We start from the raw sequence: 17,251 nt of genomic DNA on the forward strand, positions 1-17,251 counted from the left end.
GATCGCGCGGATACGTATAGATATGCTATGGGCTCCGGGGTGTTCGGCTTACCGCCGCCGCTGCTCGGGCCGGACGCGGGAGACGAGCATGAAGAGCAGCCAGAGGGCGGGAGCGGCGACGAGCGCGAGGCCTCCGAGTTCCTCGACCGACATGGCGGTCACGAACGGCGCGACGAACATCCCGGCCGCCGCTATGACGAGCACGATGGCGAAGGCTGCAGGGCGCACCTCGAGGAGCCCCTGAGCCCGGACACGGCCGGCCACTCGCCGCTTGGAGAAAGGATAAAGCCAGGCGACCCCGGCCGGGGTGCAGGTGTCTTCCACGAGGTGGAGGACGCACCCTGCAAAGAATGCGCACCCGAAGGCTGGAAGGAGCGCGAGGGAACTCCCGAGCCAGGTGAGGATGAGGGCCAGGTAACCGCAGAGGACGAGGGTCGTCAGCCCGACACCCGGGAACGAGTGGAGCAGTCCGCGGTGCCTGTGCCGGTAACTCTTCCTGAGGATCAGCATGAAGACGAGGGAGAGCGGGTAGTAGATGAGATACCTGATGGTATAGCCGAAGATCGGGAGCACCACGGCAAAGCCGTTTACCACCTGTCCTCTCTTCCCTTTCGCGCCGGCTATTTTGCCGTTGAATATCGCCGCATCGACGGCATCTGCGTCCGGGGCGAGCGATCCGACGAAGACGCCGAAGAGGAGGACGGCTATCGCGGCCGCGTCGATGGCGGTGGCCCAGGGAGCGATAAGAAGTGCTGCCGTAGCAAGACTGAGCGATACGTGCTGGTCACCCCGCATGGGAAATCTCTACAGTTTGGAGAGCAGTCTGTGATAAAGGTCACTTCTGCGGTCTGAAAGTGAAGGAAGTGAGGATTGTGCCTCATGAACCGCTACAGGATCGACCTCGATGGAGATGGCCTCTTCCCCGGCCCCGCACCGGCCGATGACGGTTCCGTCCGGATCGGCGGCGAGCGATCCCCCGCAGCAGGGCGCGCCCGGCCGGCCGGCCGTGTTGACTCCGGTCACGTAGTACCGGTTCTCGAGAGCCCGTGCGGGGAGCAGGGTCTCCCAGTGGGAGAGCCGGGAGCAGGGCCATGCGGCCGGGACCAGCATGCACTCCACGCCGGCTATGGCGTAGATGCGGAAGAGTTCCGGGAACCGCAGATCGTAGCAGACGGCGATCCCGAACTTCACCCCGTCGACGGTAAACGTGGCGATCCGGTCGCCTGCGGTGTAGTAACGGTCCTCCCCCTCGGGGGAAAAGAGATGGATCTTCGCGTAGGCAGCGAGGAGTTCGCCGTCTTCGTCGAGCACTACGGTGGTGTTCTTAGGACGATTCTCCAGCCCCGCTTCGACGATCGATCCTGCTACCGCGATACCGTTCTCCTCTGCTATCCGTGCGAACGCGGCGGTGAGCGGGCCGTCCAGGGGTTCGCCGGAGCCCGGCGGGACCTTCGGCGACCATCCGGTCACGAACTGCTCGGGAAAACAGATGAGCGATGCTCCCGCCGCCGCGGCCTCCCCGGCCATCCGGCCGGCCGCCTCGAGCCTCTCCGCAGGGCTGCCATGGCCGCCGGCGGCCTGCGCAAGCGTTATCTTCGTCATTCTTGAGACGGCATTGCGTCCCGGCTCCTGCAGGAGAAGATGAGCATGGCGGCGCCGAGGACGACGAAAACGGCGATCGCCACCATGACGTACGGGGCGAACGGGATAACGACAGCGAACATCTGCGCCGCGATCAGGATCCCGCCTGCGATGATGCAGGTGCTGATCAGGGCGGCTCCGGGAAGCGTAAGGTCAGGTGTCATGCAATACCTCCGGTGAGTATGGGGAAGGCGGTTCTGATGCCGATGAGGATGAACTGGACTGCGATCGCGATGAGGAGCATCCCCATCAGCCGGTTGGCGGCGCGGTACTCCCGCTGGCCGATGCGCCGGACGATGACGTCGGCGTTCTGCATCATGTAGTAGGTGAGCGATATGGCTACAACGGCAGCGAGCGGCACGACGGCGATTGCGGCGACGCTCATGCTCATTGCCTCGTTCATCAGCACGATTGCCGAGGTGATGGCGCCGGGCCCCGCGATCATCGGGACTGCGAGCGGCATGACGGCGATGTCGTCCGCTTCCTGCCCTTCGTACTTCTCGGTGGCCGTCATCTTTGTCCGGGATGTCTTTGCGTAGACCATGTCCATGCCTATGCCGAAGAGAAGGAGACCGCCTGCGATGCGGAAAGCCTCGATGGAGATGCCGAAGAGCTGCAGGATCCAGCCGCCTGCAAAGGTGAAGAGCAGCAGGATGACCAGGGCAAACCGGCTTGCGTCACGTGCGACCCTGAGTTTTGCCGCCTGATCCATCGTCCCGGTGAGGGAGACGAAGATCAGGGTGGCTGCAAGCGGGTTCACTACGATGAGGATCGAAGAGATACTCAGCAGCGCAAAACTCAGGAGATCCGCCATTTGTAATCAGGTATGCGGTAAGTTCGATATTAGCACTTGTGGTTTTGGGGGAGGATGGCCGATCCGTTTCTCCGGGAATTCACTCTGGTGAGGATTTTTTCCGGCGATGGGTTCCGGCGGTGCCGGGTTATTCCCGCGCGGGCTCTATTCGTGGTCCGGATGGTTTGTGATATAGCGGGAGGGTGAGGTTATATGATGAGGGAAGCCCGGCGCGGTGGACTGTGGGGCCTGCCACCTGACGATTTTCTTTGGTTGCATCTGGCACGGATTTCAAGGGTATATCGCCATTGGGGGTGGGGCTGACGGGGAGTGCGATGCTCCGAAGGAGCAGAGCTCGACCACCGTCAGGTGGGGAGGGGGCGTGCCCCCTCCCCTGTCTCCACATCCTAAGGGATTCCTGTAACCCCACTCGAAGACCTCCGGTCTTCTCAAGCTCCGGACGTCCCGTCCGTCGCACCCCGCCCGGCCTCCGGCCTCCTCACCCGCACCTGCGGTGCTCATGCTCCTGCTGTTCCAGCAGTCGTTCCCCGCCCCTCAGGGGCGGGGGCAGTGCGTGGCGATATCCCCACGGTCCACCGCACGGGGTCTTTCCTCGCATTGACCACTTTGTCGCAACTCACCCCAAAACTCTTCCCTATATAGGGATTATCGGTGCAAATCCCTTTGTGTCATACACAAATCCAGTAGCCCGGCGCTGTGCGAGCAAAGGTCCGGCCTACACCTTTCATCCCGGGCGAAAAATCCCCACGCACCGCTACGCAACACAATCTCCAGGAAAAAGAAACGGCCCCCGCCGGAACCCGGCGGTTCCGCCGTTCACTCGTAGAGAACGGGCTCGTCGATCCGCGAGTAATCGACCAGTTCGCCCGCCGCGAAGTGGATGCCGAGTTCGCGGGCGGCGCTCTCGGGGGAGTCGGACGCGTGGATCACGTTCCGCCCGATATCGAGCGCGAAGTTGCCGCGGATAGACCCCGGTGCAGCCTCCGCGGGGTTGGTGGCGCCGACCATCCTGCGGACGACCGCGACGACACCCTTGCCCTCCCAGGCCATCAGGAAGCAGGGTCCGCTCATGATGTAAGCCTTAAGGCCAGGGAAGAAGGGCTTCTCCAGGTGTTCGCGGTACTGCTCGACGACCCGACCCTCGGGGAGGAGTTCGAGCTTCGCCCCGACGAGTTTGAGGCCCTTCGCCTCGAACCGGGAGACGATCTCTCCGACAAGTCCGCGCTGGACGCCGTCGGGCTTGACCATCACGAAGGTGCGGTCCATGCCGATCACTCTTTGCCGCGGGCTTTCCGTCCGGCCGCGGTCCACTCGACGCGGCGCGGCACCCGGCCGAGCCGGTAGTTGTTCTGGCACTTGGTGCTGCAGAAGTAGAGGATGGTTCCGTCCTTCTTGACGAACATCTTGCCGGTTCCGGGCTCCAGAACCTCTCCACAGAAATTGCAGACGTACTTGTCGACCATGGTTACCGCCTCGAGAGCTTCTTGGCCTCACGTTCGGTCTCGAGCAGCGAAAGGATGTCTCCCTCCCTGATCGGGCCCACCGTGTTGCGGGTGATGATCCGCCCCTTGTTCGGGCCGTCGAGAACCCGGCACTTCACCTGCTGGGCTTCGCCATGCATCCCGGTCATGCCGATGATCTCGATAACTTCTGCGGGCGTTCCGTCGTTTGCCATGATTTATCCCTCACTCTCTCAGTGCAGCAATCTGCTTCGCGATCTCTTCGACGAGGTCCTTTGCCTTGCCGGACTTGACGATCGCGGCGGCTGCCGAGCCGACCTCGAGGCCGCTCGCCAGCCCGATGTCGTTCTGCTTGGAGATGTAGACGAACGGGATCTGCTTCTCCTCGCAGAGCGGCGGCAGATGCATCACGATTTCTTCAGGCTCAACGTCCGAACCGATGAGAACCAGCTGGGCAATGTTCCGCTCGACTGCTTTTGTTGCCTCGTTGGACCCCTTCTTCACCTTACCGGTGTCCCTTGCTATCTCAAGGGCTTCAAGAGCCTTATTCTGGATCTCTTCCGGAATCTCGAATTTTACGTATGCCTTTGCCATAACTCACCTCTTTCAGGGGCAGCCCACTGCTGCTCCGTCATCATTCATCAGTAGCGTAGCTGATCGAATGCGCTCTATTATGTCAATAAGAGGAGTGATAAAGGTTTGTCATTCTCCCACGTTTTTGGAGGTAGGGTTCCGTCGTTTTCGTGCCTGCCCGCATGGACGTGGCCGCAGACGGTTTATGCGGGGATCCGGTAGATCCGGACTCCCTGCGCATCATAGATGAGTTCGAGCGCATTCGTCGGGATGGAGACGGCGTAGCGTTCGCGCTCTGCCGCACCCACGTAGAGCAGGGTGGCGTTGTACGCCCGCGCAAGGTCGACGGTCCGGTCGGGCTGCTCATAGATTGCCCGCACATCGGCGCTCCGCTCGCTGATGCGCCCTTCATCGCCCCGCCACATGTACTCGTGGAAGGGCATCCCGATCACGGCCGGGATTCCGGTGAACGACGAGACCCTTGAATAGTAGGTGTAGTCGCCGCCCTCCGCCTCGACGATGACGTGGTTGCCGGGAAGAGTCCGGAGGAACGCGATCGCCGCCGCGTCAGAGGGATTCGAGCCTTCGAGGTATGCCGCCCCGTCGAGGGTGTGGCTCCCGTAGCCGAAGTCGACGTTGATCGCGAAGGGCGCGATGAGGAGCAGCACCGCGGCCAGGACCGGGAGCGCCTTCTCCGCCCTATCCGGGATCTGCCGGTCGATCCCGGCGCCCCGGAGCCATTCCCCGATGACGGCGAGGCTCGCCGTCCCCATCAGGAACCATGCCGGGAGGTAGAACTTGAAGACCGTGTTCATCCGGAAGTAGGTCTCTCCCATGTTATCCACGAGGTAAATGAGCTCGGTGACGAGGACGATCGCAAGCCCGAGCATCGCAAGCGTTTCGACTGCCGTAAAACGGCGGCGGGCGGCGAGGTAGACCAGCGGAACGGCGGCGATGGCCGCGGCCGGGTAGCCGGCGAGCACGAACGGCACCGCGGCGAGCAGGAGGTAGGGGCGTCTCCGGATATCCGGTGCGCAGTACGCGATCAGCACCGCGAGGAAGAACCCGTGAACCAGCAGGAACTCCACCGGTGCGGAGGGTGTGGGGACGATTGCGACTCCCGCGACGCCGGGGCTGTTGAGCTGCAGGTAGAATGGGAGGTAGGTCAGGATCGCGAGCGGTGGCACCGCTGCAAGCACCATCCAGGAGTTCAGGCTGTCCAACCGAAGATTTCCGTAGCGCCACCATATCAGGAGGCCGAAGGCCAGCGTGACCGGGGCATAGACCAGCACGTCCCAGGAGTTGAACCCGGGCATCGACCCGAGGGAGAGGGCGGCAAGCCCACAGAGGAGTGCCCGCCCCCGCATGGAGAGTGTCCCCCACCGCATGTAGGCGAAGACCAGGAGAAAGAGCAGGAACCCCTGGTTGAAGAAACTCATAACGTGCGGGTGCACGTCGCCCCAGAGCATCGAAAAGATGGGATACTCGTTGATGGTGTTCTCGATCGTCCGGGTGCTCCCCCAGAGGACGTCGAACCAGGCATCCCCTATCAGGATGTGGTAGATGGCGGAGGGGTTCGGGAGGAAGAGTGCAACCACCGGGAGCCACCGGTAACGATCGAGGAGGAGGTGCCCGAGAGCGTAGAGTGAGACGACGGCAAGACCGAGCACCGTCGGGAGTGCAAGGTTGAAGGCGATCGTCGAAGGCACGCCGGATACGAGCCCGAGCACCCCATCCATCCAGTAGCCGAGGTAGTAGTAGACGTCCAGCGTTCCCCCTGCATACCAGGGATCGAGCGGCGGGACGGTGGGCACCCGCATGATCGAAGCGAGGATCGCGTGATCCATGAACTTCTCGGCGTAGGAGATGCTCGGGTTGATCCAGCGCACCTCGAGCATGAAGAGGAAGGGGAGCAGGAAAGCGAGGTCCCAGGTGAGCGCGGACCGTAGCCGCTCCCTCGTGAAGAACCTGCGCGACCCTGCATACGCTACTACGGCCACAAACGGCAGAAGGCCGAGCACGATCGGGAGTCCTGTCAGTCCCAGGTACCACGTAACGAGCGTGAAGAGGAGAATTGATGCCGGGTATGCCGCGGCTGCCGAGAGGCTGCCGAGGGTGCGGTCGAGCGCCGGCCAGACGGCGAGTTGAAGCATCTTGACGACGAGAAGCCAGAGCAGCACGGGAACGATGAACTCAACCGCCAAACGTATCCTCCTTCTCGATCTCCCTGTTGAATGCTCTCTTCAGGAGGCTCATCGACCAGTCGCCGAAGTAGTATATCGATCCGACGCCCCCGACGAGCGTGACCAGGTTCTTGATCAGGTGGTCGATGACCGCTATCAGCGTTGCCGTGACCGCCGGGGTTCCCGCGAGCCCGAACGTCAGGGCGAGCGCGAGTTCGTAGGTTCCTACCCCTCCCGGGGTGATCGGAACAGCCTTGACGAGGTTGCCGATGACGATCGCGAGGACGATGATGCCGAACGGCACCGGCGCCTGGAACATCAGGACGACCGCGTAGCAGACCAGCACGTCGACGAGCCAGATCAGGAGCGACGAGCCGCTGAGCACACCGAGAGCCCGGGGGTTGAGGGAGGCCCGCTTCACCTCATCAAGCATCCTCTGGACGGCAACGACGATCCGGTTCCCCGACTCCATCCTGCCCGACCAGAGCAGCACGGCGAAGAAGACGGCCCCTGCGGCGAGGGGAACAATGATGACCGTGATGAACCAGTCGGGGACGTCGAGAACCGCGAGGACGAACGGGAGCGCGACGGCACCGAGTATCGCGATCATCAGGATGTCGAAGACACGCTCGACGACGAGAGACGAGAACCCCTGCGAGTAGGTGGCGTCGTCCTCGTGCTTTAAGATCAGCATCCGCACGAAATCACCGAGGCGCGCGGGGACGATGAGGTTCGCCGTCTGGGAGATGAATATGCAGGCGGTCGAGAACCAGAGGCTCTTTCTGACGTCGAGCCCGTGCAGGATGAACCGGTACCGGTACCCCCGGAGGATCCAGGCAACAACGCAGATCCCGACGGCGGCAAAGAGGAAGGGTATTACGGCGTGCTCGAGCGTCAGCAGGAGTTCGTCCCATACACGGTAGAGCATGTAGGCGACGATTCCGACCGCGATCAGGGTGGGGATGACGACCGCGCTAACTTTTTTCCACATGGAGCCGCCACCAGAGACGAAGAATCGCCGATCCCATCTCAACTACGTCTTTCCTCCGTACCGTCGTCCCCTCTCCCTGCCGCCATTGCACGGGGAACTCCCGTATCCGGTAACCGTTCTTCTGTGCCCGAACCAGCACCTCGGTGTCCCAGAACCAGTGATCTGCGGTCACCGACGGGAGCAGGGAGAGCAGGCGGTCGCGCCGGAACGCCTTGAACCCGCATTGGTGATCGCAGAGCGAACTCCCGAGGATCGTCCTGACAAGCGTATTATAACCGCGACTCGCGATCTCCCGCCCGCCGCTCCGTACGATGACGCTTTCGGGAAGGAGGCGGGAGCCCGTTGCAATGTCGTTGCCGTCGCGGATGGCCTCGACCAGTTCGGGGAGGTGCTGCATGTCGGTGGCGAGATCGACGTCGTAGTAGCAGACAATAGACCCCGACGCCCCGGCAAACGCGCGGTTGAGCGCCCGTCCCCGCCCGAGCCGCTCGTCGGAATGGAGCAGGCGAACCCGGGGATCTCCGGCCTCGCACTCCCGTACGAACTCCGTGCTCCCGTCGGTGCTCCCGTCCTCGGCGACGATCAACTCGAACCTCCCCGGAGCGATCGCCTCGAGCGTCTCGAGCGACCGCGGTATCGCGGTCTTGAGCGCTAAAAGATCGTTGTAGACCGGAAGGACGGCGCTCACCTCGACCTCACGCATCCGGATACCTCGCGAGAACCCTCTTCGCCGCTTCCTGCCCGGCGACGACCGAACCGTTCATGCTCCGCTCCGGGTAATTCGGAGGGCTGAACATCCCGGCGAGGAAGAGTCCGTGCTCCTCGTAGTCGGGCAGCCGGTTACGGAGCCCCGTCGTGTAGACCGGGCCGGCATACGGGTCGACCGCGAGCCGGTGCCAGTGGACTTCGCGTTCACTGACGGAGAATCGCCGGCAGAAGTCGGCAAGCATCGACTGCTCGAATCCTTCCGGGAGCCGGCCGGTGAAGTAGGATGCAAGGTAGACGATATGCTCCCCATACCACTCGAGCGGGGCAAAGTTGGTGTGCGAGACCACCGCACCGTAAGGGGCGGCATCCTTCATGTTCAGCCAGTATATTCCGTCGGTCACGTCCCGGTCGAGCGCGAGGGTCATGCAGGCGGCGCCCTGGTAGGGAATTTCGGCGAGATCGAGACCGGCAAGGTCCGCGGTTGCCTGCGGGGGGAGCGTCGATACGACGGCGTCATACGATCTCCCGTTGACGACCCAGCCGCCGCCCTCCCGCCGGATCTCTTCGACGGGAGTGTCCGGCAGGATCGAGGCGCCCCGTTGCGCTGCCTCTTCCTCGAGCCGCGCGACGAAGTGCCGGAAACCCCCTTTCAGGTAGCCCAGACGCTCGCCCCCGGCACCCCGGTCGGATCGGATGGCGATGCGGGATATGAGCCAGGCGGCGGAAACCTCATCACGGCGGTCGCCGAACTTGCTTTTTAAGAGCGGTTCGAAGAACGAGGAGTATATCCCGGGACCGAGGTTATCGAGGATGAAATCCTTCGCGGTGATCTCGTCGAGCGCCGAGACGTCGAACCGGCGGGAGCGCAGGGTCAGCAGGCCGAGACGGGCCTTTTCCATGAGCGTGAGATGGGGGTAGCGCAGGATCTCGGTCGGGGTGGTGAGCGGGTGGAGAGTTCCGTCGACGTAGTAGCCGGTGGACCCGTGAAGCCATACCAGCCGATCTGTCACCTGCAGCGCATCGAAGAGGTCGAGCAGGGCGGTATCACCGGCAAAACAATGGTGGTAATACTCCTCGATCCAGTAATCGCCGATCCGGTATGAACCGAGGCAGCCGCCCGGAATCGGCCTTCGCTCGAAGAGATCCACCTGGTGTGTCCCGGCGAGTTCGAGCGCCGAGACCAGACCGGAAAGACCTCCCCCCACAACGCAGATCTTCATTACCTACCCCTACGTATGAAAATTATAAGAACACTTTTGGGTTATAATGTATGTATGGTCTTTATACATAAGCGTGGATATAATTAATTAGTCAATATGAGGGTGTGAAGCTGAATGAGGGTCTTCTTCATAGGATTCGGTCAAGCTGGGGGCAAAATTGTCGATATGTTCATTGAACAGGACAAACGAATGCAGACCCAGAGTTTCAGGGGAATCGCTGTAAATACAGCGCGTACCGACCTGATGGGACTGAAGAACATCGAGCTCAAAGACCGGCTCCTGATCGGCCAGACCGTGGTGAAAGGCCATGGGGTCGGGACCGACAACGTGACCGGTGCACGGGTGACCGCCGACGAGATTGATGCCATCATCAACGCCGTCGATTCGCGTGGTACACACGATATCGATGCCTTTGTCATCGTCGCCGGCCTCGGCGGCGGAACCGGCTCGGGGGGTTCGCCGGTGCTCGCCCGCCACTTAAAGCGTATCTACCGGGAACCGGTCTATGCGATCGGCATCCTGCCTGCCCCCGAGGAAGGCCGGCTCTATTCGTATAATGCAGCGCGTTCCCTGAGCACCCTGGTGAACGAGGCTGACAATACCTTCATCTTCGATAACAGTGCCTGGAAGAATGAGGGAGAAAGCGTCAAGGACGCGTATAACCGGCTGAACGACGAGATCGTCCGCCGGTTCGGCGTACTTTTCCGTGCCGGCGAGGTCGGCAAGGCGGGTGTCGGCGAGATGGTCGTTGACTCGAGCGAGGTCATCAACACTCTCCGGGGTGGCGGCATCAGCACTGTCGGGTATGCCATCAGCGAGAAGATCAGTCCGCGCACGAAACAGAACCAGGGGCTCCTCTCCGGTCTGGTGCGCAAAAAGGAGAAGACCGAGGAGGTGCTGACCGGCGAGGACAAGTCGGCGAAGATCATCGCCCTCGTCAGGCGTGCCATGCTCGGACGTCTCACCCTGCCGTGCGACTACTCGACGGCCGAGCGCGGTCTCGTCCTTCTCGCGGGCCCACCGGATGAGATGGACCGGAAGGGCGTTGAGAAGTCGAAGAGCTGGGTGGAGGAGAACATCGCCGGCGTCGAGGTGCGTGGTGGTGATTACCCGGTGCAGAGCGACTACATCGCTGCGGTTGTGGTTCTTGCGACGATCGGGAACGCTCCCCGGATCACCGAACTTCTTGAGATTGCCAAGTCCACGAAGGAAGATGTCCTTAAGTCGAAGGAAAAGCGCTCAACCATGTTCGACGACGGCATAGAGCCGTTGTTTGAGTGAGGAGACGTTATGAAGGGAAACATCAGCAGATGGCTTATTCTCCTGCTGGCACTGGTCTGTGTCGCGCAGGCAGCAGCGGCGTTCGACGTCAAGACGGAGACCGTCAACCCCGCGAGCGGCGCTCTCGAACCGGGCCAACAGGTGAACGCGCGGTACGTGCTCACCTACGATATGGATGATCATGACCTGAACGACGAGTCGTTCGAGCTCAGCACCGCGTTGCAGAATCCCGTCTGGGATATCAACGTCTACCGTGGCGGGGTTGAGATCCCTATCAAGAAGACCGGGTACTACCCGGTCCTGTCGGAGTTCGAGATCGATTACGGCGATGCAGATGTAGAATTGCGTGTCGAACTGCGCGGCATGGTTCCCTCGACCGGGAGCAACAAGGTTCTGATCACCAAGATCGAGCACCTGCGGGGTGACGATGTGAAGGACACTCACTCCGTGACCCGCGACGTCGTGACCGCGGCCCAGATCGGGGGTTCTCTTACCGCCCAGCAGCAGCGTCTCAAGGACCTGAAGGCCGACATGGATGAGAAAGCTGCAGACGGGGTGGATGTCACCGCCGTCCAGGCCGAGTACAACGCTGCAAGTCAGGCGCTCACCAGCGCCGCGTCGGCAGGTCCGTCACAGGCGGCGAGTTACATCGCTACCGCGAAGAAAGACATAGACGAGGGAATTGCGCTCCTCGATAAGGTATGGGCCGAGAAAGCGGTCGCCGACACCGGCGCGGCAATCGAGTCGCTCGACGGGATGATCACCTACTTCGTCGAGAACCGTTCCATGAACAGCGATCCGCAGGTGGTCGCCATCATGACCAAGCGCGAGAGCGCCGTCCAGTTCTACTCCCAGGCACAGGACAACCTGAACGCCGAGAATTATCCGCTGGCGCGCTCGAAGGCTGGGGATGGCCTGAATAAGGCAAACGAGGCCCTGACCGATGCGAATGCGCTCCGGGAGAGGATCGGTGAGGGGTTCGGCATCGGTGGTGACTTCCTCCTCTACATTGGCGTCGGGGTTGTCATCGTCCTCGTTGTCGCGGGCATCGTTCTCTACCGGAAGAGATCCGGCTGGGACGAGCTCGGATAACCCGTCCCTCCCCCTTCTTCGCACTTCCTGCTTCCCTATTTTTTCACCAGGCTCTTTTGGCCGATGACTGTACATTCGAGTTGACTTCCGGTGCGCGTCCGATTTGTTGCCGGGGGAGCCGTCCCCAAACGCCTCTGCCGGAGGGGGACACCAATCGCACCTCCGGTGCTCACGTTCGTTTTCGCCCACGCTTCGAAGACTTTTGGCCTTCTCAAGATCCCTCTGGTCCCATTCCCCGGTCTCTCGCCCGAAACGTTTCGAGTTTCGGCTCTGTTAAAATCATGTTTTGGTTTTGAAGGTCGTAATTGGGGGGGGTGTAGATGTCCGGGGTTCGAGCACCCTGATGCGAGGCGCGACTGGCCGAAGGGCAGGAGCAGGAGAAGACCGAAGGTCTTGGACTGGCGACTGGCCGAAGGTGCGACGTTCCTCCGGAACGGAGTTTGAGCACCGCAAGGTGCGGGGGCAGGAGCACGAGCACCACAGGTGCGCAGTCCCCTCGGAAGCCGTGTCTGGGACGCAATCGATGACTCGTCCCGGATTCCCGGCGGCCTCGCGGGTCTCAGGCAGTCGTGGGAACCCTCGAGAAGACCTCGAGGTTTCTGCTCCCCGCCTTCCCGTCCCGCAGGAAGTAGTACTCGAGCACCCTCTCTTTGTTCTCCTCGTACGAGAACCAGTAGTTCAACCGGTAGGTCTCCTTTACGTAGCCGTCGAGAGTCGGGTAAGTATCGCCGTCGTGGGTGATCACGACGTCGAAATCTCCCCCGTATATCGTCGGCTCGCTCACCTTCTGGCTGTAATAAGCAAGCTTCGAGGCGCTATCACCACGGTAGTACCAGGGCAGCGGCCAGTAGGAGTCGGTCGCGACCGCCACCTTATCCGCAGCGTCGATCTTCGCGAAGACCTCCCGCAGGTCTTCGGAGTTCTGCACCTGCACGATGGGCTCGTTGATGTCCGCCGGGGTGTACGCCACGTGGAGTGTCATGGCGACCAGAAAGATCCCTGCCACGACTGCGACGACCGCCTTCTTCGTGGTCATCATATAGACCGCGACGAAGATCATGGGCAGGAGCTGATGGAGGATCAGCCACGGCACCTTCTCGCCGATGTAGGCATAGACTCCAAGCGAAAGAATCATCCAGAAGATGGCGAACCTCGCGAACTCCTTCTGCCGGTCGATCGGCCGGAGTTCCCCGCCGCCCGAAAGGACCTCGCGGAGCCGGTCTTTGAAGCCCTGCACCGGCTCGACGGGCGGGGCCCCAATCTCCCGGCTCGCTTCAGTCTCTGCCTCTGTCTCTGCTGCTTCTCCTTCGTCGGGGCTCCCCGTGTGCCCCGCCTTTCGCTCCCTCCAGCGGGAGACGATGCCGGGGATATCGACGAACTGCAGGACCCCGACCACGGCAAGGATCAGGATCGGCGCCTCGTAGAGGAGGAAGAGCAGGATGTAGATGTACGGCGGCCCCCCGAGGCGCTGTGCCTGGTGCATCGAGGTCCAGTGTTCGATAGCCCGGAGCCACCCGTCCATGAGCACCTCGGGGTGGGCGCCGAACGACGAGTAGAGGATCGCCATGATCCCGACCGCGACGAGGGCGCCGAGCGCGAGATCCCGAATCCAGCGTTTCGGGAGCCGGACCTTCCTTGTCCAGATGAGGTAAAGGAGGTATGCCCCGAAGATCAGGACGATGATTGGCATGTTCTCCTTCGCGGTCATCCCGAGCCCGACCGCCGCCCCGGCGATGAGTGCGTACTGCACCTTGTGCCGCTCGAAGTAGTAGAGGAGGGCGACGAGGAGCACCATCGTAAAGAAGGCGATGAAGATGTCGTTTCGGAGAAACCGCGAGAAGTATACCATGTTCGGCGATACGGCGAGGAAGAGCGCCGCGACAATCGTCTGCTTCTTATCGAGATAGCCGAGCCGGTAGATCGGGTAGACCAGCGGGACGAGCAGGGTGCCGAGCAGCGCAGGTATGAGCCGGCCCACCAGATCGGAGTCTCCGAGCAACGAGAATATCCCGGCCGTTACGTAATAGAGGAACGGCCCGTGATACATGGGATCGTAGGTGTACGTTCCTTCGGTCAGGAGCCGATAGGAGAACCACGCGTGGATGGCCTCGTCGTGGTGAAATAACTTTACGTCGAGCGAGTAAAAACGGAGGGCAATTGTGGCCAGAAATATGAGGAGGAAAAGCCCCTCGAATGAGAGTAGTCGTTCACGGTATCCTGCCGCGAACACGGCGGCCTTCACGCCGCTCTCACCTCAACTCTCCAGCACAATCTCAATGCCGATGTCTTTTGGAACCTGAATACGCATCAGCTGGCGTAGCGCACGCTCGTCGGCATCAATGTCGATGAGTCTCTTGTGCACTCGCATCTGCCAGCGATCCCAGGTTGCGGTACCTTCGCCGTCAGGGCTCTTCCTGGTGGGGACCACGAGTTTCTTCGTGGGCAGCGGGATCGGACCTGCCAGATTGACGCCGGTACGCTCTGCTATCTCTTTGATCCGGTCGCAGACCATCTCGATTTTTTCGAAGTCGGTTCCGGAAAGACGTATTCTGGCTTTCTGCATGTTTAACCACCAAAAAATTATAGGTACCTTCTTATCTCATCTGCTTGGGCGTGATGTCCATGCATACGCCTGCCGCAATGGTGGATCCCATATCACGGACAGCGAACCGCCCGAGCTGCGGGATCTCTTTGACCTTCTCGATGACCATGGGCTGGGTGGGCCTGATCTTGACGATCGCGGCGTCGCCGGTCTTGAGGAACGTGGGGTTCTCTTCCTTGACCTGGCCGGTCCGCGGGTCGAGCTTCTTCATGAGTTCGACGAAGGAGCATGCGATCTGGGCGGTGTGGCAGTGGAAGACCGGGGTGTACCCGACGGTCAGGGCGCTCGGGTGGTGGAGCACGACGACCTGTGCGATGAACTCCTCTGCAACGGTCGGCGGGACGTCGGAGGGACCGCAGACGTCGCCACGGCGGATGTCACCCTTGCCGATGCCGCGGACGTTGAATCCGACGTTGTCGCCGGGGAGTGCCTGCGGGATCTCTTCGTGGTGCATCTCAATGGACTTGATCTCACCCTCTTTGTTCGCGGGCATGAAGCTGACCTTCATTCCCTTCTTCATGATGCCGGTCTCGACACGGCCGACGGGCACGGTTCCGATACCGGAGATGGAGTAGACGTCCTGGATGGGGAGACGCATGGGCAGGTTCGTGGGCTTCTCGGGTTCGCTGAGCGCGTTGAGTGCGTCGAGCACCGTCGGGCCCTTGTACCAGGGAGTGTTCTCGCTCTTCTTCGCGATGTTGTCGCCGACGAACGCGCTCATCGGGATGAAACTGATGTCGTCGGGCTTGTAGCCGACCATCTTGAGCAGCTGGGAGAGCTGTTCCTTGACCTCGTTGTAGCGCTTCTCGTCGTACTTGGCGGCATCCATCTTGTTGATGCCGATGATCAGCTGGTTGATGCCGAGCGTACGGGAAAGGAAGACGTGCTCCTTGGTCTGCTCCATCACGCCGTCGGGTGCGGCGACGACCAGCAGTGCAGCGTCTGCCTGGGATGCGCCCGTGATCATGTTCTTGACGAAGTCACGGTGCCCGGGGCAGTCCACGACGGTGAAGTAGTACTTGTCCGTGTCGAACCGCTTGTGGGCGATATCGATGGTGATACCGCGCTCACGCTCTTCCTTGAGGCTGTCCATGACCCAGGCGAACTCGAACGAGCCCTTACCCTTGGATTCGGCCTCCTTCCTGAACGACTCGATGATGTGGGGCGGTACGGTTCCGGTCTCAAAGAGTAACCGACCGACGGTGGTAGACTTCCCGTGGTCGATGTGTCCGATAACTGCTAAATTCATGTGGGGCTTCTCAGCTGCCATAGTTTGTATCCTCCACTCAAATAGGCCTGTCAGCTCGAACAGCCTGCTTATGCGAGTATCTTATACATATGACGTCTACCATATAAAGCATTTCTATGCGCGTCGATACCGCGCATCCCCCAAAAACCCCCGGCAATCGACAGAATCTTATTCTCGGGAAATCTACGTTCCTCGTACCATGAAGATACTTGAGTTTCACCGTGACGATGCAAGTGACCGGGTGACGGTGACATGCGCAGATCGCGAGGTGTCGGTCCACTCCCACTGTGGTTACTGCAGGCACTGTGCGGGTGTCCGGGTGGGCAAACGGACGATCCCGACGCCGCAGCGCCAGGCTCTCTCCGGTGTCCGGCAGGGCGGCAATCCCGACGAGAATCTGTTAAACGCAGCCATGATGTTCAACACCCTTGTCCGGGACGGCACTGCTATCGAGTGTGAGGACGACGCGGGTGAAGGGTTCTCTTCGATGTACGGCCGCTAGATCCCGGCGCCGGACTCTCCTTTGTTACTCCGCTGCCGGGACTTCCGGCCCGAACTCTTTTCGGATCTCCTCTGCGAACTTATCGTATCCAATCTCGTCCATCTGGTCGGCGAGGGGCCGGCCGCTCCATGCGGTGCGGTAGACCCAGTAGACGATACGGTCGACGACCTCGACGACCTCCTCCTCGGTCTCGACGGTGACGAGTTCCCTTCCTGCGGCGGGAGAGGCTCCGCGCCGGCCCCCGACCGTGATCTGGTAGTGGGCGTACTCGGACTTCAGGAGGTTATAGGGACAGGAGTGGATGCAGATGCCGCACTGGACGCATTTGCTCTCGTCGAGAACCGATATGCCGTTCTTGAGTGCTATGGCGCACTGCTTGCAGTACTCCACGCAGGTGCCGCACCCCGTGCAGAGTCCCTCGATACGCAGCGGCCGGATCCTGCCGATGATCCCGATGTCGTTTAAGAGCGGGCTGTTGCACATGTAGGTGCAGCCGGATATGGCGATGCGGAGCCGTATCGGGAGTTCCTTGCCGAATACCCGCTCGTCGATCTTCCGGGCGAGATCGATCGTCTCGCAGTTGGCGTACTTGCACCGTTCCGTGCCCGGACAGGCCATGATGTTGACGACCTCGTTCTGCTCCGCCCCGATGGGCGTCCCGTTCTTCTCGAGGGCCTTTGCGATTATTACGAGGTTGTCGGGGTTCACGTGCGGGATCTCCACCGCCTGGCGCATGGTGAGGTGGAGCGAGCCGTCGCCGTATTTCTCGCTGATTTTTGCGAGTTGCTTGACCTGCGCCGCGGAGAGGACCCCCGCCGGGACCCGCAGCCGTACCGTCGCATAGTCCGCGTTCCGCTCGGTGATAATCCCTCCCCGGGAGTAGAGGGTATGGTCCTGCATCATTCTACAATAGTAGCGGTCGCCGGGGTAAAAAA

Annotated in this window: 19 protein-coding genes; 3 read left to right on the top strand and 16 right to left on the bottom strand. The window is 61.4% G+C overall.

Annotated features, from left to right (window positions below):
* Nucleotides 1-48: 48 nt before the first annotated feature.
* The 12 genes from MEMAR_RS03485 to MEMAR_RS03540 all read right to left on the bottom strand — a co-directional run bounded on the left by MEMAR_RS03485 (nucleotide 49) and on the right by MEMAR_RS03540 (nucleotide 9,590).
* Nucleotides 49-795, bottom strand: coding sequence for a metal-dependent hydrolase (locus tag MEMAR_RS03485; protein ID WP_011843558.1), 747 nt, complete (start codon nucleotides 793-795; stop codon nucleotides 49-51).
* A gap of 9 nt (nucleotides 796-804) precedes the next feature.
* Nucleotides 805-1,602 carry a nitrilase-related carbon-nitrogen hydrolase gene (locus MEMAR_RS03490; protein ID WP_011843559.1) on the bottom strand — a complete coding sequence of 266 codons (798 nt, stop codon included), beginning with the start codon at nucleotides 1,600-1,602 and terminating at the stop codon, nucleotides 805-807.
* On the bottom strand, nucleotides 1,599-1,805 hold the full coding sequence (locus MEMAR_RS03495) for a hypothetical protein (protein WP_011843560.1): 207 nt from the start codon (nucleotides 1,803-1,805) through the stop codon (nucleotides 1,599-1,601). Before MEMAR_RS03495 ends, MEMAR_RS03490 begins: the two co-directional genes overlap by 4 nt.
* The gene (locus MEMAR_RS03500) at nucleotides 1,802-2,455 is read right to left on the bottom strand and encodes a MarC family protein (RefSeq protein WP_011843561.1); all 654 of its coding nucleotides are present in this window, start codon (nucleotides 2,453-2,455) and stop codon (nucleotides 1,802-1,804) included. The genes MEMAR_RS03495 and MEMAR_RS03500 overlap by 4 nt, the downstream gene beginning before the upstream one ends.
* 816 nt (nucleotides 2,456-3,271) lie before the next feature.
* Nucleotides 3,272-3,721, bottom strand: coding sequence for a nucleoside-diphosphate kinase (gene ndk, locus MEMAR_RS03505; RefSeq protein WP_011843562.1), 450 nt, complete (start codon nucleotides 3,719-3,721; stop codon nucleotides 3,272-3,274).
* A gap of 5 nt (nucleotides 3,722-3,726) precedes the next feature.
* Nucleotides 3,727-3,918 (bottom strand): 50S ribosomal protein L24e, encoded by a 192-nt coding sequence (locus tag MEMAR_RS03510; protein WP_011843563.1) that lies wholly within the window; start codon nucleotides 3,916-3,918, stop codon nucleotides 3,727-3,729.
* Between the two features lie 2 nt (nucleotides 3,919-3,920).
* Nucleotides 3,921-4,130 carry a 30S ribosomal protein S28e gene (locus MEMAR_RS03515; RefSeq protein ID WP_011843564.1) on the bottom strand — a complete coding sequence of 70 codons (210 nt, stop codon included), beginning with the start codon at nucleotides 4,128-4,130 and terminating at the stop codon, nucleotides 3,921-3,923.
* A gap of 10 nt (nucleotides 4,131-4,140) precedes the next feature.
* Entirely contained in the window at nucleotides 4,141-4,509 is a 369-nt protein-coding gene (rpl7ae, locus tag MEMAR_RS03520; protein WP_011843565.1) for a 50S ribosomal protein L7Ae, read from the bottom strand.
* 182 nt (nucleotides 4,510-4,691) lie between these two features.
* The gene (locus MEMAR_RS03525; protein ID WP_081432591.1) at nucleotides 4,692-6,692 is read right to left on the bottom strand and encodes a DUF2298 domain-containing protein; all 2,001 of its coding nucleotides are present in this window, start codon (nucleotides 6,690-6,692) and stop codon (nucleotides 4,692-4,694) included.
* Nucleotides 6,682-7,662 (bottom strand): lysylphosphatidylglycerol synthase transmembrane domain-containing protein, encoded by a 981-nt coding sequence (locus MEMAR_RS03530; protein ID WP_011843567.1) that lies wholly within the window; start codon nucleotides 7,660-7,662, stop codon nucleotides 6,682-6,684. The genes MEMAR_RS03525 and MEMAR_RS03530 overlap by 11 nt, the downstream gene beginning before the upstream one ends.
* On the bottom strand, nucleotides 7,646-8,365 hold the full coding sequence (locus MEMAR_RS03535) for a dolichyl-phosphate beta-glucosyltransferase (protein WP_011843568.1): 720 nt from the start codon (nucleotides 8,363-8,365) through the stop codon (nucleotides 7,646-7,648). Before MEMAR_RS03535 ends, MEMAR_RS03530 begins: the two co-directional genes overlap by 17 nt.
* Nucleotides 8,358-9,590, bottom strand: coding sequence for an NAD(P)/FAD-dependent oxidoreductase (locus MEMAR_RS03540; protein ID WP_011843569.1), 1,233 nt, complete (start codon nucleotides 9,588-9,590; stop codon nucleotides 8,358-8,360). Before MEMAR_RS03540 ends, MEMAR_RS03535 begins: the two co-directional genes overlap by 8 nt.
* A gap of 114 nt (nucleotides 9,591-9,704) precedes the next feature.
* Here MEMAR_RS03540 and MEMAR_RS03545 point away from each other — a divergent pair, with 114 nt between their 5' ends.
* Both MEMAR_RS03545 and MEMAR_RS03550 read left to right on the top strand, forming a co-directional pair.
* Nucleotides 9,705-10,871, top strand: coding sequence for a tubulin/FtsZ family protein (locus tag MEMAR_RS03545; protein WP_011843570.1), 1,167 nt, complete (start codon nucleotides 9,705-9,707; stop codon nucleotides 10,869-10,871).
* A gap of 9 nt (nucleotides 10,872-10,880) precedes the next feature.
* Entirely contained in the window at nucleotides 10,881-11,963 is a 1,083-nt protein-coding gene (locus tag MEMAR_RS03550) for a hypothetical protein (protein WP_011843571.1), read from the top strand.
* A gap of 559 nt (nucleotides 11,964-12,522) precedes the next feature.
* Here MEMAR_RS03550 and MEMAR_RS03555 read toward each other — a convergent pair.
* From MEMAR_RS03555 to tuf, 3 genes are read right to left on the bottom strand one after another with little or no spacing between them, the layout of a single operon-like run.
* Nucleotides 12,523-14,205 carry a flippase activity-associated protein Agl23 gene (locus MEMAR_RS03555; protein WP_011843572.1) on the bottom strand — a complete coding sequence of 561 codons (1,683 nt, stop codon included), beginning with the start codon at nucleotides 14,203-14,205 and terminating at the stop codon, nucleotides 12,523-12,525.
* Between the two features lie 12 nt (nucleotides 14,206-14,217).
* On the bottom strand, nucleotides 14,218-14,526 hold the full coding sequence (rpsJ, locus tag MEMAR_RS03560; RefSeq protein ID WP_011843573.1) for a 30S ribosomal protein S10: 309 nt from the start codon (nucleotides 14,524-14,526) through the stop codon (nucleotides 14,218-14,220).
* Between the two features lie 31 nt (nucleotides 14,527-14,557).
* Nucleotides 14,558-15,835 carry a translation elongation factor EF-1 subunit alpha gene (gene tuf, locus MEMAR_RS03565; protein WP_011843574.1) on the bottom strand — a complete coding sequence of 426 codons (1,278 nt, stop codon included), beginning with the start codon at nucleotides 15,833-15,835 and terminating at the stop codon, nucleotides 14,558-14,560.
* Between the two features lie 178 nt (nucleotides 15,836-16,013).
* Here tuf and MEMAR_RS03570 point away from each other — a divergent pair, with 178 nt between their 5' ends.
* Nucleotides 16,014-16,316, top strand: a complete 303-nt coding sequence (locus MEMAR_RS03570; protein ID WP_011843575.1) for a hypothetical protein — start codon at nucleotides 16,014-16,016, stop codon at nucleotides 16,314-16,316.
* Nucleotides 16,317-16,340: 24 nt separating this feature from the next.
* Here the strand turns inward: MEMAR_RS03570 and MEMAR_RS03575 are convergent, their stop codons facing one another.
* Nucleotides 16,341-17,216: a 4Fe-4S binding protein gene (locus MEMAR_RS03575; RefSeq protein ID WP_011843576.1), complete on the bottom strand. Its 876-nt coding sequence runs from the start codon at nucleotides 17,214-17,216 to the stop codon at nucleotides 16,341-16,343.
* Nucleotides 17,217-17,251: the final 35 nt, after the last annotated feature.

Source organism: Methanoculleus marisnigri JR1, assembly GCF_000015825.1.
Classification (GTDB): Archaea; Halobacteriota; Methanomicrobia; order Methanomicrobiales; family Methanoculleaceae; genus Methanoculleus; species Methanoculleus marisnigri.